The sequence below is a fragment of the Phenylobacterium sp. genome (assembly GCF_004297125.1).
Classification (GTDB): Bacteria; Pseudomonadota; Alphaproteobacteria; order Caulobacterales; family Caulobacteraceae; genus Phenylobacterium.
Genome location: NZ_SCVD01000040.1, coordinates 140989 through 160734, shown reverse-complemented (window position 1 = coordinate 160734; position 19746 = coordinate 140989). Strand labels below are relative to the sequence as shown.

22 protein-coding genes are annotated in these 19746 nt (G+C 70.8%); 13 read left to right on the top strand and 9 right to left on the bottom strand.

What is annotated here, in order from left to right; all coding sequences use genetic code 11:
- Positions 1-14 precede the first annotated feature (14 nt).
- From EPO51_RS28120 to EPO51_RS27305, 3 genes are all read right to left on the bottom strand, one after another.
- On the bottom strand, positions 15-194 hold the full coding sequence (locus EPO51_RS28120; RefSeq protein ID WP_363201534.1) for a terminase small subunit-like protein: 180 nt from the start codon (positions 192-194) through the stop codon (positions 15-17).
- 199 nt (positions 195-393) lie between these two features.
- Positions 394-849 (bottom strand): DUF3788 domain-containing protein, encoded by a 456-nt coding sequence (locus tag EPO51_RS27310; protein ID WP_293357344.1) that lies wholly within the window; start codon positions 847-849, stop codon positions 394-396.
- A gap of 115 nt (positions 850-964) precedes the next feature.
- The gene (locus EPO51_RS27305) at positions 965-1846 is read right to left on the bottom strand and encodes an AraC family transcriptional regulator (protein WP_293357342.1); all 882 of its coding nucleotides are present in this window, start codon (positions 1844-1846) and stop codon (positions 965-967) included.
- Positions 1847-1981: 135 nt separating this feature from the next.
- Between EPO51_RS27305 and EPO51_RS27300 the strand changes: the two genes are divergently transcribed.
- The 11 genes from EPO51_RS27300 to tilS all read left to right on the top strand — a co-directional run bounded on the left by EPO51_RS27300 (position 1982) and on the right by tilS (position 10930).
- Positions 1982-2683: a PEPxxWA-CTERM sorting domain-containing protein gene (locus EPO51_RS27300; RefSeq protein ID WP_293357340.1), complete on the top strand. Its 702-nt coding sequence runs from the start codon at positions 1982-1984 to the stop codon at positions 2681-2683.
- Between the two features lie 112 nt (positions 2684-2795).
- Positions 2796-3410 carry a Holliday junction branch migration protein RuvA gene (ruvA, locus tag EPO51_RS27295; RefSeq protein WP_293357338.1) on the top strand — a complete coding sequence of 205 codons (615 nt, stop codon included), beginning with the start codon at positions 2796-2798 and terminating at the stop codon, positions 3408-3410.
- Positions 3407-4432 carry a Holliday junction branch migration DNA helicase RuvB gene (gene ruvB / locus EPO51_RS27290; protein ID WP_293357336.1) on the top strand — a complete coding sequence of 342 codons (1026 nt, stop codon included), beginning with the start codon at positions 3407-3409 and terminating at the stop codon, positions 4430-4432. Before ruvA ends, ruvB begins: the two co-directional genes overlap by 4 nt.
- Positions 4429-4872 (top strand): YbgC/FadM family acyl-CoA thioesterase, encoded by a 444-nt coding sequence (locus EPO51_RS27285; RefSeq protein WP_293357334.1) that lies wholly within the window; start codon positions 4429-4431, stop codon positions 4870-4872. The genes ruvB and EPO51_RS27285 overlap by 4 nt, the downstream gene beginning before the upstream one ends.
- A gap of 50 nt (positions 4873-4922) precedes the next feature.
- Positions 4923-5624 (top strand): protein TolQ, encoded by a 702-nt coding sequence (gene tolQ, locus EPO51_RS27280; protein ID WP_293357332.1) that lies wholly within the window; start codon positions 4923-4925, stop codon positions 5622-5624.
- A gap of 3 nt (positions 5625-5627) precedes the next feature.
- A complete protein-coding gene (locus EPO51_RS27275) occupies positions 5628-6119 on the top strand; it encodes an ExbD/TolR family protein (RefSeq protein WP_293357330.1) in 492 nt (163 codons plus the stop codon).
- On the top strand, positions 6116-6910 hold the full coding sequence (locus EPO51_RS27270) for an energy transducer TonB (RefSeq protein WP_293357328.1): 795 nt from the start codon (positions 6116-6118) through the stop codon (positions 6908-6910). The genes EPO51_RS27275 and EPO51_RS27270 overlap by 4 nt, the downstream gene beginning before the upstream one ends.
- Positions 6910-8247: a Tol-Pal system beta propeller repeat protein TolB gene (tolB, locus tag EPO51_RS27265; RefSeq protein ID WP_293357326.1), complete on the top strand. Its 1338-nt coding sequence runs from the start codon at positions 6910-6912 to the stop codon at positions 8245-8247. Before EPO51_RS27270 ends, tolB begins: the two co-directional genes overlap by 1 nt.
- 68 nt (positions 8248-8315) lie before the next feature.
- Positions 8316-8876 carry a peptidoglycan-associated lipoprotein Pal gene (gene pal / locus EPO51_RS27260; RefSeq protein WP_293357324.1) on the top strand — a complete coding sequence of 187 codons (561 nt, stop codon included), beginning with the start codon at positions 8316-8318 and terminating at the stop codon, positions 8874-8876.
- A 6-nt stretch (positions 8877-8882) separates the two neighbouring features.
- Positions 8883-9746: a tol-pal system protein YbgF gene (ybgF, locus tag EPO51_RS27255; protein WP_293357322.1), complete on the top strand. Its 864-nt coding sequence runs from the start codon at positions 8883-8885 to the stop codon at positions 9744-9746.
- Positions 9734-10930: a tRNA lysidine(34) synthetase TilS gene (gene tilS / locus EPO51_RS27250; protein ID WP_293357320.1), complete on the top strand. Its 1197-nt coding sequence runs from the start codon at positions 9734-9736 to the stop codon at positions 10928-10930. The genes ybgF and tilS overlap by 13 nt, the downstream gene beginning before the upstream one ends.
- On the opposite strand, the gene EPO51_RS27245 is transcribed toward tilS, so the two are convergent.
- The 3 genes from EPO51_RS27245 to EPO51_RS27235 form a co-directional block, all read right to left on the bottom strand.
- Positions 10912-11769 (bottom strand): alpha/beta fold hydrolase, encoded by an 858-nt coding sequence (locus EPO51_RS27245; protein WP_293357318.1) that lies wholly within the window; start codon positions 11767-11769, stop codon positions 10912-10914. The genes tilS and EPO51_RS27245 overlap by 19 nt on opposite strands.
- Positions 11766-12659 carry a M23 family metallopeptidase gene (locus EPO51_RS27240; RefSeq protein ID WP_293357316.1) on the bottom strand — a complete coding sequence of 298 codons (894 nt, stop codon included), beginning with the start codon at positions 12657-12659 and terminating at the stop codon, positions 11766-11768. Before EPO51_RS27240 ends, EPO51_RS27245 begins: the two co-directional genes overlap by 4 nt.
- 126 nt (positions 12660-12785) lie before the next feature.
- Positions 12786-15779, bottom strand: coding sequence for an autotransporter outer membrane beta-barrel domain-containing protein (locus tag EPO51_RS27235; RefSeq protein ID WP_293357314.1), 2994 nt, complete (start codon positions 15777-15779; stop codon positions 12786-12788).
- A gap of 135 nt (positions 15780-15914) precedes the next feature.
- Between EPO51_RS27235 and EPO51_RS27230 the strand changes: the two genes are divergently transcribed.
- Positions 15915-16253, top strand: coding sequence for a helix-turn-helix domain-containing protein (locus EPO51_RS27230; protein ID WP_293357312.1), 339 nt, complete (start codon positions 15915-15917; stop codon positions 16251-16253).
- 27 nt (positions 16254-16280) lie between these two features.
- A complete protein-coding gene (locus EPO51_RS27225; RefSeq protein WP_293357310.1) occupies positions 16281-17651 on the top strand; it encodes a calcium-binding protein in 1371 nt (456 codons plus the stop codon).
- A 21-nt stretch (positions 17652-17672) separates the two neighbouring features.
- On the opposite strand, the gene EPO51_RS27220 is transcribed toward EPO51_RS27225, so the two are convergent.
- From EPO51_RS27220 to EPO51_RS27210, 3 genes are read right to left on the bottom strand one after another with little or no spacing between them, the layout of a single operon-like run.
- Entirely contained in the window at positions 17673-19085 is a 1413-nt protein-coding gene (locus EPO51_RS27220; protein ID WP_293357308.1) for an NAD(P)(+) transhydrogenase (Re/Si-specific) subunit beta, read from the bottom strand.
- Positions 19082-19423, bottom strand: coding sequence for a hypothetical protein (locus EPO51_RS27215; RefSeq protein WP_293357306.1), 342 nt, complete (start codon positions 19421-19423; stop codon positions 19082-19084). The genes EPO51_RS27220 and EPO51_RS27215 overlap by 4 nt, the downstream gene beginning before the upstream one ends.
- Complete coding sequence (locus EPO51_RS27210; RefSeq protein ID WP_293357304.1) at positions 19420-19740, bottom strand: proton-translocating transhydrogenase family protein; 321 nt, start codon at positions 19738-19740, stop codon at positions 19420-19422. The genes EPO51_RS27215 and EPO51_RS27210 overlap by 4 nt, the downstream gene beginning before the upstream one ends.
- Positions 19741-19746: the final 6 nt, after the last annotated feature.

Genomic DNA, 19746 nt, shown 5'->3' with positions numbered 1-19746 from the left:
CTTCGCGTAGGTCCTCAGCTCTCGGTCGGCATCGCCTTGTCCGCCCGACAGATCGACCTCAGGCTCTCCCCCGCCGCCAGCCGCTCACAGATCCGCGCCGCCAGCTCGGGGTCATACTTCGACGCATAGATGCCGCGCGGATGGGGCTGCGGCGCAAGGGTGCGGACGGCGTTTGGGCGTGGGGAGTGAGGCATGGGCGGAGTGTAGCGCGACGCGACCAGAATGTGAACATTTAGTGAACATCACGGCGATCGATGACACCGCGACGAAAGACGGACGCCCGCAAACCCTATCGTCAGCGGACGTCCCGAACGGCAGCAACAGGGTGGGGAGCGATCGTCCAACGCTGGCACGCGGAACGGCCGAATTGCGGACCTAACTGCCGTCAGGGCCTCAGGGAATTGCGCGGCGCGGGCGTTTGAGCCCCAGGAGTTCCGTCACGTCTCGTCGTTCCGCTGCGGAGGAAATCCCGATCTTCAGCCATTTGCCATCGCGATACGTTTCGGCCTCGTCATAAAGCGCCATGAGGCGAGGACTCAGTGTGTCGCGCTGCGCCTCGGTTTTTTCCCTCTCTGCCGCTCCCAACACGACCACGACCGAGAACGCCCGGTATTCGGGCACAAACGTGCAGAAAGCTTTGGATTTCTTATAGCGCAGCGACCAGCCGTGTTTCTTGCCGCCATAAATCCAGTCCGGGGCGAATACGCCAGGGTATGAAGCATCGATCCAGTCTCGCAGCGCGCTCCAGTGCTCGAACGCCTCCCGCCCGATCCAGTCGCGGATCATCGCGTCATCCGGCGGTGCGGATTTGTCCGTGAGGCGGTCTCCGACTTGGGGTGGGTGTTCCAAGCTGCTTTCCTCCTGATCGCTGAATCATCTCGAATGCCGCGATGACGGGAAGGGCTGAACCGAGCCATTCATCTTGTCGGACGCCAATGACAGCAATGGGTCGAAGGTACGCCCTTCACCCCCGCGCCGGGTGCAGTCCCTGCAACCCCAGCCCGTTCAGCTCGCGCCGCAGCTCGGCCGAGCGGCGCATGATCTCCCTCGGCGAGTCGAAGTACTCCGTCGGGGTCATGCCCATGAACTGACGGAAGTCTCGGTTGAAATGGGCCTGGTCGAAATAGCCGTCGTCGATCAGCCCCGAGAGTGGCTGGTCCAGGACGCCGCGCACGCGTTCCAGGGTGCGAAGGAAGCGCTTCTGGCGCAGCAACTGCTTGGGCGTGAAGCCGAACCCCCGCTTGCACAGGCGGTCCAGGGTGCGCTCGGAGACCCCCACCGCCGCGGCCAGCGAAGTCACGTCGTCGTGGGGTTGTAGCAGCTCCCGCGCCAGAACGGCGACCCGCGGATCGGCGTCTGGCCGGGCGGCGGCGCGTGCGGTGAACCAGCTGTCCAGCACCGCGGCGATGCCCAGGTCGTCCGGCGCGGCCATCAGGTCGGCATAGAGCCCGTCCGCATCGGCCACGCCCACGAAGTCGGAGAGCGTCTGCACGCGGTTGGCCATGTCGCTGGCGTCGGCGTCGAACAGTTTGGCCCAGCCCACCGGCGTCAACCCCGCCCCCAGCATGATCGCGCGGCCGGTGGAGGCGAAGATCGCCGCCCGGTCGGTGGGGCCGAACAGCCCCGACTGCTGCGGCGTCGGCGAATGGGCGCCGTCCACGGTCAGCCGCCACTCGCCCGCCAGCTGGAAGCGCACATTGCCCGGGCCGGCCAACAGGTGGTCCGACACCGCACGCCACGCATCAAGGATGTAGTAGGCGTCGATCAGCCCGGAGAGCTCGGCGGCGGGCCGCAGGAAGCGCACGGCGAGCGGCGCAGTCCCTGCCTGGGGAATCTCGTCCGCCATACTCAACCCCCGGTCACCACGCGGGCCGAACCGCGCCCGAATATCGCCGGCGTGGCGGGAATCTCCAATCCCGTCAGCCCATTGGCCGACACGAAATGGTCCGTGACCCATTTCCAAGCCAACGGGGCAGGTACGATGAGAGTTCTGACATCCTTGATCGCGGCGGGGGTGCTCGCCGCCGTCGCGGCGCCGGCGACCGCCGCCAGCTATGTGGCCTACGATCAGTTCCAGCTGGTGGACGGGGCGGTGCAGACCGGCAATTTCGCGGTCGGCTATTTCACCGGCGCCTTCGCCGGGACCGCCACCGCCTATCCCACCACCCAGGCGCAGTGCGGCGGCGCGGCCGGCGTCTTCTGCGTGCGCAACGGCGAGGCGTCCGTCGCCAAGGCCGTGGACGGGACTTACGACCCGCCGGGCAGCTCGTTCTTCCAGGCGGGCTTCCTGAACCTGCACGCCGACACCGGCGTGGACACCGTCGTGCAGTTCGTGGCCCCCACCGCCGGCCTCTACAGCTTCGCCGGCAGCTACCAGGCCCATGACATCTCGCCGACCGGCGTCGACATCGCGGGCTATGTGGGGACCACCCAGCAGTTCGCCGACACCTTCATCGGCGGCTCGCGCAGTTTCGGCTTCGACGCCGACCTGGCCGCCGGCCAGCGCGTCAGCTTCACCCTCGGGGCGGCCGGCAACTACACCTACGACTCCACCGGCTTCGCGCTCACGGTCATCGGCGCCGACGTCGGCGGCGTGCCGGAGCCGGCGACCTGGGCGATGATGATCCTGGGCTTCTTCGGCATGGGCGCCGCCCTGCGCCAGCGCCGGGGCCTCGTGGCCTGAGGCCGACAACGGCGGGCGGCCCCCCAGCCGCCCGCTGCATAAGCTCCGCATTGTTCCCTGAGAGTCCGCGCTGCGGTACTCCTCCAGAACACATGCCGAACGTGATTCGCACATGATCGGACGCCTGCGCGGCGCCGTCGCCGAAGTCGGCGAGGAAGAAGCGCTCATCGACGTGATGGGCGTGGGCTATGTCGTGCGCTGCGGGTCGCGGACCCTGTCGCGCCTACCCGAGGTGGGCGGTGAGGCGGTGCTGCATGTGGAGAGCCACTGGGGCGAGCAGACCGGCCTGACCCTCTACGGCTTCCTGGCCCGCGAGGACCGCCAGGCCTTCGTCCTGCTGCGCACCATCCAGGGCGTGGGGCCGAAGGCGGCCCTGGCGGTGCTGGACGTCCTGCCGCCGGCCGAGCTGGCGGGCGCCGTGGCGCGCGACGACAGGGCCGCCGTGGCCCGCGCCTCCGGCGTCGGCCCCAAGCTGGCGCTGCGCATCGTCACCGAGCTCAAGGGCAAGCCGATCACCGACGGGCCGGTGGCGGCCTTCCACGGCCAGATCAACGCGCCCCAGCCCATGAAGGCCTCGGCCTCCGGCGAGGCGGTCGCCGCCCTGATGGGCCTGGGCGTCGCCGAGCCCGCCGCCCGCCGCGTGGTCGAAGCCGCCGCCATCCGCCTGGGCGAAGACGCCGAGCCGCCCGCCCTGATCAAGGCCGCCCTGCAGGAGCTGGGGCGGTGACCCGCATCATCTCCGGCGAGCCGCAGCCTTTCGAGCCGGCGGACAAGGCGCTCAGGCCGCAGACCCTCGCCGAGTTCGTGGGCCAGGAGCAGGCCAAGGGGAACCTCCGCGTCTTCATCGAGGCCGCCAAGCAGCGCGAGGAGGCCCTGGACCACGTGCTGCTGTTCGGGCCGCCGGGCCTGGGCAAGACCACGCTCGCCCAGATCGTCGCCCGCGAGCTGGGGGTGAACTTCCGCGCCACCTCCGGGCCGGTGCTGGCCAAGGCCGGCGACCTGGCCGCGATCCTGACCAACCTCGAACCCCGCGACGTCCTCTTCATCGACGAGATCCACCGCCTGCCGGCCAATGTGGAGGAGATCCTCTACCCGGCCATGGAGGACCACGTCCTGGACCTGATGATCGGCGAAGGGCCGTCGGCGCGCTCGATCCGCATCGACCTGGCGCCCTTCACCCTGGTCGCCGCGACCACGCGGGCGGGCCTGCTGGCCACCCCGCTGCGCGACCGCTTCGGCATCCCGATCCGGCTGGAGTTCTACACCCACGCCGAGCTGCAGAAGGTGCTGCTGGGCGCCTCGGTGAAGATGGGGACCAACCTGTCCCCCGACGGCGCGGCCGAGATCGCCACCCGGGCCCGCGGCACGCCGCGCGTGGCCGGACGCCTGCTGCGCCGGGTCCGGGACTTCGCCGCCGCCGATGGCGCCGACGTCATCGACCGCAAGGCCGCCGCCTCGGCCCTGGCCCGCCTGGACGTGGACGAGCACGGCCTGGACGCGCTGGACCGCCGCTACCTGCGCGCCCTGATCGAGAACTACGCCGGCGGTCCCGCGGGCGTGGAGACCCTGGCCTATGCGATCGCCGAGGCCCGCGACGCGGTCGAGGACGTCATCGAGCCGTTCCTGCTGCAGCAGGGCTTCATCCAGCGCACGCCTCGCGGCCGCATGGCCTGCGCCAAGGCCTACAGCCACCTGGGCCTGGCGGCGCCCAAGTCCATCCCCACTGGCGGCGGGGACCTGTTCGAATGAGCGAGCCCTCATCCGGCTGGCTGGAAGGCCGCGAGCACTGCCTGCCGGTGCGGATCTATTACGAGGACACCGACTTCACCGGCATGGTCTACCACGCCAACTACCTGCGCTATTTCGAGCGCGGGCGGAGCGACTTCTTCCGCGTGGTGGGCATCAGCCACAGCGCCCTGCTGGCATTGCCGGAACCCACGGCCTTCACCATCGTTCGCATCGAGCTGGACTACAAACGCGCCGCCCGGGTGGACGATGCGCTGGTGGTCCGTACGACCTATGACGACGTGAAGGGACCGCGCCTGCTGGTCAGCCAGCGCATCACCCGAGGCGACGAACTGATCGCCGCGGCTCAGGTCCAGGCCGTGTGCATCGACATGAAGGGCCGGGCCATAAGACCGCCGCGCGACATGGTCGATCTGCTCAGGCCCTACTTCGCCACGCCATAAGATCGCCACCGAACCCCGCCAACCACGACCGGACACGACTAGGAGACCCAATGGACCCGGCCGCCGCCGTCACGCCCGAGAGCTTCGACCTTCTCAGCATCTTCGTCCGCGCCGACTGGGTCGTGAAGCTGGTCATGATCGGCCTGGCGATCGCCTCGCTGTGGTCCTGGACGATCATCCTGGACAAGATGTTCAAGTTCGCGGCCCTGAACCGCCAGGCCGACAAGTTCGAGGACTCCGTCGCCTCCGGCCGCAGCCTGGAAGACGTGGCCGCCGACGCCGGCGAACGCCCCGCCCACGCCCTGCCCCGCATGCTGCAGGGCGCGCTGAAGGAGTGGCGCGACGCCCGCGTGAAGGGGTCCGCCAGCGAGGGCCAGACCGCCTTCCTGATCCAGCGCATCGACCGGCACCTCGACGCCACCATCGCCCGCGAGAGCGCCCGCGTGGAAGCCGGCCTGGGCGTCCTGGCCATCGTCGCCACCGCGTCGCCTTTCGTGGGGCTGTTCGGCACGGTCTGGGGTATCATGCGGTCGTTCCAGGCCATCGCCATCCAGAAGAACACCTCGCTGGCCATCGTGGCCCCCTCGATCGCCGAAGCGCTGCTCGCCACCGCCATCGGCCTGGCCGCGGCGATCCCGGCGTACGTGGCGTACAATGCCTACTCGACCGCCGCGGGGAAGTACTCGGGCCGGCTGGAAAGCTTCGCCGACGACCTCTCCACGGCCATCCAGCGGCGTCTGGCGGGGGGCTGAAGCATGGCGCTGTCGGCCAACGACGCCTTCGCGGCGGGCGGCTCCAAGCGGCGCCGTCGCTACGGCCGCGGCCGCCGCGGCGCGCTTTCCGAGATCAACGTCACGCCGCTGGTGGACGTGATGCTGGTGCTGCTGATCATCTTCATGATCTCGGCGCCGCTGCTCACGGCCGGGGTTCCGGTCGAGCTGCCCAAGACCGAGGCCGGCGCCATGCAGGACGTGCCCGACCCCATCACGCTCTCCATCCGCGCCGACGGACGCATCTACGTCGGCGAGAACGAGGTCCCCTTCGCCAACCTGGCGCCGCGCCTGAAGGAGATGGCCTCCGACAGCACGCGGCCGATCTATGTGCGAGCCGACGGCAAGGCCAGCTATGAGATCGTCGCCCGGGTGATGGCCTCGCTCTCCACCTCGGGCTTCACCTCGATCAACCTGATCACCGAGACCGGCGGCCCCTCGTCCGGGGCGACGGACAAGGAGGAGGCCGCTCCGTGAGCCGGGCCAGCGCCAGGCGCATCGAGGTCTCTCCGGCGGCGCTGGGCTCCATCGGCCTGCACGTCGCGGTGGCGGCCGCCTTCATGATCACCTGGGGCAACCGCGACCTGAAGGTGGGCTCGGTGGTGCCCGTGACCATCGTCTCCACTGCGCCCGACACCGACACCCGCCCCGCCGAGCAGGGCCCCGAGACCCAGGAAGCGGCGACCGAGGAGCCGGTGGCCGAGGCGCCGCCCGAACCCGCGCCGCCGCCTCCCACGCCGGCGCCGCCACCCCCGACGCCGAAGGCCGCCCCGACCCCCGCTCCGAAGCCCGCGCCCGCGGTCAAGACCCCAGCCAAGCCCGCCGAGAAGAGCTTCGACCTCGACGCGCTCTCCGCCAGCCTGAAGGCGCCGGCCCGCAACGCCCCGCAGCGACCCTCCGCCGCCGCCAAGGGCCAGACCCGCGCCGAGACGGCTCCGGTCGCGCGCCAGACCCTGGGGACCGGCCTGGCCGCCGGGGCCGCCATGCAGGGGTTGGCCGAAGAGCTTCAGCGCCGCTGGAATCCCAACTGCGACGTGGAGGGCGGCCGCAACGTGGTCGTGCGGGTGATCTTCCAGATGGGCATCGGCGGCCAGGTGGTGGGCGATGTCGCCGCCCAAATCCAGGGCGCGCGGACCCCCGTGGCCCAGGCGGCCGCCGACCGCGCCGTGCGCGCCGTCTACGCCGCCGCGCCGTTCCGCGGCCTGCCCCGCGAATTCTATGGCGACCGCATCGCCGTCAATTTCAACGCCCGAGAGGCCTGCACGTGATGACCCAAGCCCGGAGCCTGCCCACGCGCCAGACTCTTCCCTCGCGGGCGGCGGCCCTGCTGTTCACCCTGCTCTGCGCGATCACGGCCGTGGCGATCGCCCAGCCCGCCCGCGCGGAGATCGAGGTCAACGTCAACCGCGGCGACGTCCAGCCCCTGCCCATCGCCGTGCCGGCCTTCGGCGGCGGCCAGGTGGGCGGCGACATCAGCCAGGTGATCTCCGCCAATCTGCAGCGCTCGGGCCTGTTCCGGCCGCTGGACCCCAACAGTTTCATCGAGAAGGGCCTGACCGCCAACGTCCAGCCGCGGTTCGCCGACTGGAAGACCATCAACGCCCAGGCGCTGGTGAACGGCCAGGTCACGGTCGAAGGCGGCAAGCTTCGTGTCGACTTCCGCCTCTGGGACGTCTTCGCCGAGCAGCAGCTGCTGGGCCTGCAGTTCACCGCCAGCCCGGAAAGCTGGCGCAAGGTCGCCCACAAGATCTCCGACGCCGTCTACGAGCGGCTGACCGGCGAGAAGGGCTATTTCGACACCCGCGTGGTGTTCGTCGCCGAGAGCGGCGCCCGGGGGCAGGTCACCAAGCGCCTGGCGATCATGGACCAGGACGGCGCCAATCCCAGTTACCTGACCTCCGGCGACAGCATCGTCATGACGCCCCGGTTCTCCTCGAACAGCCAGGAGATCACCTACATGTCGCTGAAGCAGGACTCGTCCACGGTCTATCTCTTCAACCTGGAGAGCGGCCGGCGCGAGAGCCTGGGCACCTTCCAGGGCATGGTGTTCTCGCCGCGGTTCTCGCCCGACGGCGGCAAGGTGGTGTTCTCGGTCGAGCGCGCCGGCAACAGCGACATCTATGTCATGAACCTGGCCAGCCGCACCTCCACGCGGCTCACCACCGACCCGGCGATCGACACTTCGGGCTCGTTCTCCCCGGACGGATCCAGGATCGTCTTCAACTCGGACCGGGCTGGTTCGCCGCAACTCTACGTGATGGGGGCCGACGGCTCGGGCGCGCGGCGCATCTCCGGCGGGGGCGGCCGCTACACCACGCCGGTCTGGAGCCCGACCGGCGAATTCATTGCTTTCACCAAACAAACCGGCGGCGAATTCCACATCGGGGTCATGCGTCCGGACGGTTCCGACGAGCGCCTCTTGACCTCCAGCTACCTGGACGAAGGCCCGACCTGGGCGCCCAACGGTCGAGTTCTTATGTTCTCGCGTGAAACCCCAGGGGGCCCGCCCAAGTTATGGAGTGTGGATGTCACTGGGCGAATCCTTCAGCCGATGCCTTACCCTGGCGCAGGGTCGGACCCCGCCTGGTCGCCTTTGCTCAACTAGACTTGCGCCGCAATCCCGCCCGATAGACCCTGCAAATGATTTGCAACTCAACGCTCGAGGAGACGTACATGGTCCGAAGCTTCACCGGGAGCACCGTCCTGCGCCTGGCCCTGATCGCGACGGCCGCCGCCTCGCTCGCGGCCTGCCAGAGCAAGCCGAAGCCCAGCTTCCCGACGCAGACGCCCCCATCGTCCACCGGCCCGTCGACCCCGTTGCCGCCCAGCACCGGCCCGGTCAGCGGCCAGCCCGTGGGAGCCCTCCCCGGTTCGACCCAGGACTTCATCGTCAACGTCGGCGACCGGGTCTACTTCGACACCGACAGCCATGACATCCGCGAGGACGCCCGTCCGCTGCTGACCGCCCAGAGCGAGTGGCTGCGCCGCTACCCCAGCGTCGTCGTGCGCATCGAAGGCAACGCGGACGAACGCGGCACGCGGGAATACAACCTGGCGCTCGGCGCCCGGCGCGCCAACTCGGTGCGCGACTTCCTGGTCGGCCAGGGCGTCACGGGCGGGCGGATCTCCACCATCTCGTTCGGCAAGGAACAGCCGATCGACACCGGCAGCGGCGAGGAGTCCTGGCAGAAGAACCGTAACGCGCGGACGGCCATCGTCTCGGGCGCGCGCTAGGCCTTCATGCGCGCACGCCGCTTCCCTGTAATGTTGCTGGCGCTGGCCGTCCTCGGGACGGCTGGCCCGGCGATCTCACAGACGCCCCTGCCGCCGGCCGGCCAGCCGGATCCGCTCGACGCGCGCGACGCCAAGCGCGTGGAGCGGATGGAGAAGGTGGTGCGCGAGCTGCGCGCCATCGTCTTCCAGCTGCGCGACAGCGGGAAGCCCGTGGTGGTGCAGCCGGCCGACACCGACGCACGCATGGCCGAGATGGCCGACAAGCTGGGCGACCTGGAACAGACCCTGCGCGGCGTGAACGGCTCGCTCGAGGGCGCGACGCGGGAGCTGGACCAGACCAAGCGGGACAACGCGGCGCTGAAGACCCAGGTCCAGGCGCTGACCGACCGCCTGACCGCGCTGGAAGGCAAGATGGCCGCGACCGAGGCCCCGCCGCCGGCGGACACCCTGGGCGGCGTCCCACCCCCGCCCGCCCCGCCCGGCGACCCGGCCAAGGACTTCGCCCAGGCCCGGCAACTGATGCTGGCCGGCGACTACGACGGGGCGGAAGCCGCCTTCGCGAACTACGTCGAGATCTATCCCGACGCGCCGAAGACGGCGGAGGCGCGCTACTGGTGGGGCAAGACGCTGAGCGTCCGCGGCGCCCACGCCAACGCCGCGCAGGCCTATATCGGCGCGATCCGGGGCTGGCCGCAGACCGCCTGGGCGCCTGACGCCGTGGTGGAGCTGGCGCGCTCGCTCGTGGCGCTGAAGAAGCCTTCCGACGCTTGCCAGACCCTGGCCGAGTTCGCCCGCCGTTACCCCAAGGCCCCGCCCAACATCGCCAGCCGGGCGGCCGCCACCCGCACCCAGGCCAAGTGCGCGGCCTAGAGGCGGCCGCCCGCCAAGCCTTCGACCACCATCTTCGACGTGACGGCCGCCGTCCCCTGGCCGTGGGCCTGTCCGGCGGCGGCGACTCCCTCGCCCTGACGCTGATCGCCGACGCCTGGGCGCGCGAGGCGGGGCGCGAGCTGGTCGTCCTCACCGTGGACCACGGCCTGCAGGCCGGCAGCGCCGCCTGGACGGACGCCTGTGCAACCACCGCCGAGCGTCTCGGACGCCCGTTCCGCGCCCTGGCCTGGTCCGGCGACAAGCCCGCCGCCGGACTGCCCGCCGCCGCGCGCCTCGCCCGCCATCGCCTGCTGGCCACGGCCGCGCGTGAGGCCGGCGCGCGGGTGATCCTGCTGGGCCACACCGCCGACGATGTCGCGGAGGCGGCGGCCATGCGCGCCGCCGGCGCCACGACGCCCGGTCCGCGTCCCTGGTCGCCGTCGCCCGTCTGGCCGGAGGGGCGCGGGCTGTTCCTGCTGCGCCCGCTGTTGGCGGCCGGCCGGGCCGAACTGCGCGAATGGCTCGCCGCCCGCGGCAAGACCTGGATCGACGACCCGGCCAACAGCGATCCTCGCTACGCCCGCAGCCGCGTCCGCATGGCCGGCGCCGGCCACGCGCCGCCGGTCCGCGCCGAGGCGCCCCTGGCGCTCGCCATGCTGGCGGCTGAACGGGCGGGCGTCATCTCTCTGTCGCGCGCCGACTTCAAGGCCGCGGCGCCTAGCGACGCGCACCGCTTCGTCGCCCTGGCGGCGGTCTGCGCCGGGGGCGGGGAGCGCCTGCCTGCGTCCGCCCGCGTCGCCCGAGCCGCCGACGCCCTACGGCGCTCCAGGCCGTTCGTAGCCACCCTGGCCGGCGCGCGGATCGAGGCCGACGCCATGACCATCCAGGTCTTCCGTGAGCCGGGCGAGGCGGCGCGCGGAGGTTTTGCGCCCCTGCATCCCCCCGGCGTCTGGGACGGCCGTTTCGAGATCCCGTCGGGCCATGAGGTCCGCCGCCTTGCGGGCCTCACGCGCCGCCTGTCGCCGGCGCAGCAGGAGACGGTTCGGGGTTTTCCGGCGGCCGCCCGCGGCGCCCTGCCCGCCCACGTCGATGCGGACGGCGCGGTCACGCTGGCGGGCCTGGACAGCCTGGTGGGCGAGCGCCTGCGGGCCGCCGCAGGCCTGGTTCAGCGCGAGCCGGACTGAAGCACGTGCTCCACGCCGCGCAGGATCGCGTCGGCGTAGCGGGGGCCCAGCAGGTTGGCGTGGTTCGAAGGCTCGACGTGCTCGATGAAGCCGGCGCGCGACTGTTTCGCGGGCTTTTCCTGGATGGCCTTCAGCGGCCCGCGCCCGCGATGCGGCCCCGCGGTCACCACCGCCACCGGCAGGTCGGGCGGCAGCTCCACCGCCCCGGCCATGCGCGAGGTCTCCGGCCACTGGATCACCTCGGCCGCCGCCCCATGCGCATGGGGCGCCGAGGCGTGGATGCGCCGCTTCTCGGCGCCGGCCGCGCCGGGCAGGCCGATCAGGTTGCCGCTGATCCACGAGACCGGGACCATCAGGCCCAGCTTCGCGCCGTGGCTCACCCCCTGCAACAGCCGGCCGAAGCCGCGGATGGCGCTCGAGCCGCCAGGCAGGCTGAAGACGTCCGGGGTGACGGCGTCGACCAGCACCAGGCCGGCCAGCGGCCGCTCCCGCTCCAGCGCGAATAACCGCACCATCAGGCCGCCCATGGAGTGGCCCACCAGCACGATCGGGCCGATCTCGCCCAGCGCCCCCAGCAGCGCCTCGAGGTCGTCGTTGATCGCGCGCCCGTCGCGGGGTTCGGGCCCGGCGTCGGAGTGCCCCAGGCCCGCGCGGTCATAGGCCAGGCTGCGCAGGCCCCTGGCCGCGAGCTTTTCCTGCACGACCGCCCAATCCGAGGCGCAGCCGAACGCGCCGTGCTCGCAGACGATCAGGGGCGCCGCGCCGGCCGCCGGCCCCGCACGGACGATGCGCAGGCTGCGGCCGCCAATGTCGACCTTCTCGCCGCGGTATCGGCTCAAAGGTTCAGCTGCGCGCGCGGGCGGCCATCGGGCCCGATGGACAGTTCCTTCATCCCGTCGATCTTCTCGCGCTTGGCGGTGTCGCGCATCTGGCTCTGCAGGTTGCGCTCCGCGGCGGCGAGGTCCTGGGCGTCCGTCGTCTTGCGGCGGACGGTGAGCGAGCTCCCGTCGCGGGCGTCCATCAGCGCCCGCTTGCTCTCGGGGATGAAGGACACATAGGCCATGCGGACCCGGCCCGAGTAGCGCTTGGCCTTGTCCAGCGGCAGGTCGCCGGCCTCGGCGAAGGCCTTGCCCAGGAACATGGACGGGTCCAGCGGGCGTTGCTGGGCGTCGCGGATCTCGAAGTGCAGGTGCGGGCCGGTGGACGTGCCGGTCGAGCCGATGCGGCCCAGCGGCATGCCGGCAGTCACAGCCACGCCCGGCTTAACCCCGGCTTCGATGCCGCCCAGGTGGGCGTAGAAGGTGGTCAGGCGCTCGGCATGGCGCACGGCGACGTAGCGGCCGTAGCCGCCCTTGACGCCGGCCTCGACGACGACGCCGTCGGCGGCGGCGATCACCGGCACGCCGCTGTCGGCCGAAATGTCGACGCCCTCATGCAGCCGGCCGTTGCCCTCCCAGGGCAGCTGGCGCAGGCCGAACGGCGAGACCACCGCATGGCCGGGCACCGGCTCCTCGAAGGCGATCAGCACCTCGTCCTCCGCCGGCTGGGCCTGCGCCATCCTGGCGCTGGTCAGGGCGACCTGGGTCTTGGTGGGATGCGTCTGAAGCGGCGGAACCAGCAGCGAGGCGTGGGCCACGGCGAACGCGCTGAGGCCAGCCGCCGCGACGATCGCCGCCTCGGCGGCGAGGCGCGTGCGCCCTTTCAGGATTGGCTTCCGTTCTGACGCCACGCTTCTCGAACTCCCACCAGCCGCTGCGCGGTCGAGGCCGTGCCCGCTCGGGACCGGCCGGCAGACTGCCGGGGGTTCTAGGCAAAAAGCGGGCCGTGGGCAAACCACGGCCCGTCGAGCCATGGCTCAGAACTGGAAGCGCACCGTCGCGCGGACGTCGTATTCCCTGTAGTCCTTGTCCATCGTGGCGCCGCCGTTGACCGCGTAGACCACCCGCGCCGCGCCGCCGCGGAAGCCGGCCCGGACCACCGCGCCGCCCTTGAAGACGTCCTCCGGATCCAGGGTGAAATCGGCGCCGCCCTCGAAATGGGCCGTGGTGCTGGCGGGCCCGCCGGCCAGCTTGCCGCGATAGCCCGCCTTGATCTCGGGCGCGAAGTAGGTCTCGTCGCCGAACTTCCAGCCCAGGGCCAGCAGCGCCTCCCCGGTCAGCATGTCGCCCGTGCGCTTGTCGACGATCAGGTTGAAGCCCGCGCCGCCGTTCTTCTCCTTGTAGCCGTCCTCGGCCAGCCGCAGGTAACTCGCCGACAGCTCGGGGCGCGCGTAGAAGCCGCCCATCCGGATCTCGTAAGAGGCGCCTGCGTAGGCGTCGACCATCCAGGCGTTCCACTTGGAATCCGCCCGCAGGCTGAGCGTGGGGCTCTCCAGCCGCCGGTCGCCGTCGAAGAAGGCATAGCCCACGCCGCCGCGCACGGCCGCCTGCAGCGGACCGCCGTCCAGGCGCCAGTAGAGGCCGGCGCCGAACAGGTTCATCGAGATCTGTTCGCCCGCGGCGGCGCCGCGGTCCTTCACGTCGGTGGTGACGAAGCTGACGTTGGCGCCCAGGGCCGTGGCCTCGCCCTGCAGGTCCATGCCGGCGGCGAAACCGAAGCCCTGGCTCTTGAAGCCTGCGGCGTCATCCTTGTCGCGGCGGATGTTGAAGGCGACCTCCTGGGCCCACATGGCGGTCCCCGACGAGCGGTCGATGGCCATGGGCACGGCCACCGCGCCCGACACCGCCGACGAGATCGCGGCCGCGGACATCAGCACGCCGCCGGAGTGGTCGGGCAGCATCTGGTCGTACAGGCCCTGGAACCCGGCCTGGGTCTGCTGCCCCAGGAAGGCTTGTTCGATCGCGTCGTCCTTGTCGAGCGAGGCGAAAACCGCGTCGTAGGCCTGGGAGCCGGAGCGGTTCAGCCCCAACTCGGTGGCCGTCTTCGGCCGCAGGTCGACATAGAGCGCGCCCGCCGTCGTGTCCGCCCGCAGGCTGGCGTTGTACAGGAACGGCGCCCCGGCCAGCGTCGCGCCGGCCTGGCCCACGGTCAGGCTCTGGGCCTGGACGATCTGGAACGACTGCGACCCGCGCGAGATCGCCGTCAGCGTCACGTCCACCTGTGCGCCGGTGGCCACGGTGGCCGCGCCGGTGACGTTCAGGCGGGTGTTGGTGACCGTCGGGTCGACGCTGACCGCCAGCACGCCCTTGGCGCCCAGGTTCAGCGACGTGACCGTCACCGTCTCGGTGTTGGTCATGGCCAGGCGGCCGTCGCGCACGTCGATGCCGAGGCGGCCGTCGCTGTCGGAGATGCGACCCGCCGCGGTCGCGCCGCCGTCCACGACCAGGCTGTCGGCGCCGGCCCCGAAGCTCATGGTCCCGGCGAAGGTTCCGGCCAGCAGTTCCAGGCGGTCGTCCCCGGCGCCGAAGAGCACGTCACCGCCGATGGCGGGGGCGTCGGTGGTGTTCACCTTGGCCTGGCGGACCGTCGCGCCGGCGGTGTTGGCCGACAGGTCGATGGCGATGGTCTTGCCGGTCTGGGTGACGCCGGTCGCCGGATTGACGACGGCGCGGATGATCCCAGAATTCTCCACCAGCGCCAGCGTGCCCGAGAGGTCGACGATGGCGCGCGCATCGTGCAGGCCGCCGTTCTGCTCCGCGCCGACCGAACCGGCGTTGCGCAGCACGGGGACCACGGCGTTGGAATTGAGCAGGACACCGGTCGACTGCGCCAGATACGCACGGCCGACGATGGTGGCGCCGGCGATATTGTTGATCCCGCCCTGGACGGTGACCACGCCTCCGCCGACCTGGCCGATGCGCAGACCCGTACCCGCGATGCCATCGTTCACGCCGTTACCTGTGACCGACCCCTTGTTGACGAAGCCGAATGCCAGGTCGCCCGTCCCGACCACGCCGATGGTCGTCGCGCCGGCGCCGCCGATGTCGATGGCGGGAGCCGCGCCGTAGGACGCGATCGTGGCCGTGCTCTCGGAGGCGTCGGCGATGCCGTCCTTGTCCTCGTCGGTGTCGGTGGTGCTGCTGTCGGTCGGCGGGCGGTCCAGCAGGATCCCCTTGCCGACGTTGCCGGTGATGCGCACCGCGCCGCCGCCCTGCCTCAGGTCGTCGGCGTCGAGCTTGGCCCGCGCGGCGTCGGCCAGCCGGTCGGCGCTGCGATAGCCGGTGCTGCTGATCGCGCCCTGAAGCACGACCGCGCCGTCCACGTCGCCAAGCTGGACGCCGACCGTGCTCTCGCCCTGGGCCTGGACGGCGCCCAGGATCTTCACGTCGCCCGACACGGAATCGGCGCGCACGCCGACGCTGCGGTCGCCCACGATGGCCACCGCGCCCGAGCTGGTCAGACTGCCCGTCAGCCGGCCTTCGATCGAGATGGCGCCCGAGTCGTTGCCTTCGACGGTGACGGTGCCGGCGTTGGCGATGCTGCCGATCGCGCCCGGCGACAGCACGCGGATGCCGAACCGGGCCGACCCTTGGGCAAAGACGCCGTCCAGGTCGCCGTCGCTGTCGGTGTCGGTGGCCGTGTAGTCCTCCGCCACGCTGATCGTGCCGTTGTTGGCGAGCGCCATCGCGACGCCGCTGTTTACCTGGACGCCCGTGGCGCCATTGACCCCGGTGAAGGTGATCGAGCCGTTGTTCACCACGGCGTTGGACGTATCGATCGTGACCGCCGGACCGGCGACGGTGGGGGCGATGGAGCCCGCCGTGTCGATGGTGATGTGGTCGGGTTGGCCGCTGGCGACGGTCGATGTCTTGACCGGCGCCGTGGTGGCGGTGGAGATCTTTGTCTCGGCGTGAGCGGAGGCGGCGTAGAGGAGCGGCAGCACGGCCGCGGAGACGAGGAGGCGCTTCATTGCTTTCCTGAAACGTGGCGACATGATAGCGAGGAACAAGCGGCTATACGTCGTGTAGTTATTTGTTGCGTAAATACTGTATTATGCGGCTTGCACCCCTACCGCAAGGGCGCTTTGCAAGCTCCGGAGCCAATGATGCCGAGACCCGCGACCGATCCCGCCAAGGCCGCCCAGATCAAGGTGCTGCGCCAGCAGGCCGGCCGCTGGCTGAAGACCGCGCGAGAAGAGGCCCGGCTCACCCAGGCCGAACTGGCCGAGAAGGTGGGGCTGCGCTACTATACGTTCGTCTCGCAGGTAGAGAGCGGGTTGGGCCGCCTGCCGATCGAGACCCAGGGCGCGTGGGCCGAGGCGTTGGGCCTGGAGCCCGGCGAATTCGCCAAAACGCTGCTGCGCTATTACGAACCCGAACTATATAGACTGCTGTTCGGCGCCGAGAGCGTGTCCGAGGTCCGGAAGGACCGGGCCACCGGCTAGCGCCCCCAGGAGATGCTTCCCGAACCGATGGGTCAGGTCGTTCCCTTCGTTAATCGTGTGCGCGACAGCGGCGATTGGACCGCGGCTGAGCGTGCGCGCCTGCAGGACCTGGCCGATCGCCTGTCGGCCAGCGGTATCCGCGTCGAGGTGGTCTTCGGAGCCACCGACGAGGGCGACCCGTGGTGCGTCGTCACCGACAGCGACGGCGACGTGCTCATCCACGTGGCCCGCATAGACGGGACGTTCGTGGTCCACTCGGCCGTGGACGACGCGGTGAATGAGAACGCCGACCTGCATACGGCGCTGCGCGAGCGGCTCGAGGCGACCGAGGGCGACGTCGCGCCGCAGTCGGCCACGATCCTGCCCTTCGGCCTCACAGCCCGCCAGGGCCAGACCTTCCTGGCGCTCGTGGTCGCCACCAGCTTCTTCTACGAGACCACCGGAGTCGGCGGGGAAGCCGAAGCGGCGGAGAAGCCGCCGGAGCTGCCGACCGAACCGTCACCGCCTCCGCCGGAGGCGGACGGTCCGTCCCAGGACCGCGACTTGGCGACCCAGGGTGCGACCCTGCATCCCTCGACGTCCGGCGCCGCGCCCGCGGTGGTCGCCCTGATGGCGCCCTCGCAAGAGCCAGCGCCGGCCGCGGCGCCGCGCGAGGAAGCACCCGCCTCGGCGCCGGCCGTCGCGCCCGCCGAGCCTGCGCCGGCCGCGAAGGCCGAGCCCGCGGCGGTGGCTTCGGCCAAGGCCGAAGCGGAGGCTCCCGTGGTCATCCACGGCACGGATGGCGACGACAACCTGGTCGGCACGTCGGCCGACGAGCACATCGTCGGCGGCGCCGGCAACGACACCCTGCGCGGCGGCGGCGGCCACGACCTGCTGCAAGGCGGCGGCGGCGACGACCGGATCGAGCTCACGACCAACGCGGTCGCCGAGGGTGGTGAGGGCGCCGACACCTTCGTGATCCAGGCGCCGGTCCAGCTGGGCCACGCCGACACGCTGCTCGGAACCATTCTCGACTTCAGCCGGCTGGAAGGCGACAGGCTGACCCTGGCCAACGGCCGGTTCGTCCAGCTTCCGCAGAGGCCCGGCTCCGACGACAGGACGGCGCCGCCCACGACCGACGGCGGCGACGGCGGCGAGGGCGGCTTCACGGGACAAGGCGTCGATCCGACCCATCCGACGCTGCGGCCCGATCATGGCGGCGACGGCGGCGGCGGGGGTGGCGGTTTCGGGCCGACCCTGGTCGGGCCGCCGCTGACCCGCGTGGACGTCGACGTCGACGGCGACGGCGTCCTCGATGGATACGTGCTGGTCGGTTGGCGCGGCAACGTCCTGGGCGGCGAGGACAACCCGATCGTCATCACCGGCCGCGGCCTGGGCAGCGACGACATCTTCGGCTGACGTCGCCGGCGGAAGGGGCGCTCAGAGCCCCTTCACGATGCCTTCGACCATCTTCTTGGCGTCGGCGAACAGCATCATGGTGTTGTCCCTGAAGAACAGCTCGTTCTCCACGCCGGCGTAGCCTGCCGCCATGCCGCGCTTCACGAACAGCACGGTGCGGGCCTTCTCTACATCCAGGATGGGCATGCCGTAGATCGCCGAGGTCGGGTCGGTCTTGGCGGCCGGGTTGGTGACGTCGTTGGCGCCGATGACGAAGGCCACGTCGGCGGTGGCGAACTCGGCGTTGATGTCCTCCAGCTCGAAGACCTCGTCGTAGGGGACGTTGGCCTCGGCCAGCAGCACGTTCATGTGGCCGGGCATTCGGCCCGCCACGGGGTGGATGGCGTACTTCACCTCCACGCCCTCCTCCTTCAGCTTGTCGACCATCTCGCGCAGCGCGTGCTGGGCCTGGGCCACGGCCATGCCGTAGCCGGGGACGATGATCACCTTGCTGGCGTTCTTCATGATGAAGGCCGCGTCGTCCGCCGAGCCCTGCTTCACCGGCCGGGTCTCGACCTTGCCGCCGGCCGCGGCGGCGCTGTCGTCCGCGCCGAAACCGCCCAGGATCACGGAGACGAAGCTGCGGTTCATCGCCTTGCACATGATGTAGCTGAGGATCGCGCCCGACGAGCCCACCAGCGCCCCGGTGATGACCAGGGTGATGTTCTCCAGCGTGAAGCCGAGGGCCGCCGCCGCCCAGCCGGAGTAGCTGTTCAGCATCGAGACCACGACCGGCATGTCCGCGCCGCCGATCGGAATGATCAGGGTGACGCCGATAACCAGGCTGAGCACCAGGATTCCCCAGAACGCCCACAGCGCCGAGCCGCCGCTCATCACCAGGACGACGACCAGGGCGACGATGCCCAGGCCCAGGGCCAGGTTCAGCAGGTGGCGGGCCGGCAGCATGATCGGCGCGCCGCTCATGTTGCCGTTCAGCTTCAGGGCGGCGATCACCGAGCCGGTGAGGGTCACGGCCCCGATGGCCAGGCCCAGCGACAGCTCGATCAGCGAATTGAGGTGGATGCGCCCGTCGTCGCCCAGGATGCCGTAGGCGGCCGGGGTATAGATCGCCGCCACGGCGACCAGGCAGGCGGCCGCGCCGACCAGGCTGTGGAAGGTGGCGACCAGCTGCGGCATGGCGGTCATGGCGACCCGCCGCGCGATCAGGGCGCCGACGCCGCCGCCGAGCACGACGCCGCCCAGGATCAGGCCGATGGTCAGCGGGTCCAGCTTCGGCCCCAGCAGCCAGAGCGTCGTCGCGACCGCGATGGCCATGCCAATCATGCCGTTGCGGTTGCCCGCCTGGCTGGTGGTCGGCGACGAGAGGCCCCGCAGCGCCAGGATGAACAGCACCCCGGAGACGAGATAGAGGATGGCCGCGATATTGGCGTTCATGCGGAGGCCCCCGTCCCCGTGTGATGGTCCGTTTGTGAGAGTGTCCGCGCGATCCGGCGGACCGTCAGAATACCAAGCACCAGGCTGACCGCCGCCCAAGCCGCGAGCCCCGCGGCCTGCGACAGGTGGCCGCGCTCGACCAATCCGCGCTCCATGAGCAGCGACCGATAGACCATGCCCGACAGGAAGAGGGCGTAGACCGCCCAGCCGACGGCGGTCACGACCCGCCGCGCGCGCGGCGGGAGCCTGCCGATGAGCCCCCCGGCGGACAGCGCGGCGAAGCCGGCCAGACTGAAGGCTACGATGGCGAGCACCCCCAAGAGGGTGTCGGCGCTCACTTCGCCTTGTCCTTCTTCTTGTACATGGCCAGCATCCTCTGGGTGACGAGGAAGCCGCCGAAGATGTTCACCGCAGCGAAGGCCGCGGCGACAGCGCCGGCGCCCTTGGAGACCATGATGTTGGTGGTCAGCTCGCCGTTCGCGCCGCTGGCCGCGGCCGCCAGCAGGGCGCCCACGATGATCACCGAGGAAATGGCGTTGGTCACCGCCATCAGCGGCGTGTGCAGGGCCGGCGTGACGCTCCAGACCACATAGTAGCCCACGAAGATCGCGAGCACGAAGATCGCCAGGCGGAAGACCGTGGGATCGACATCCATCGTTTC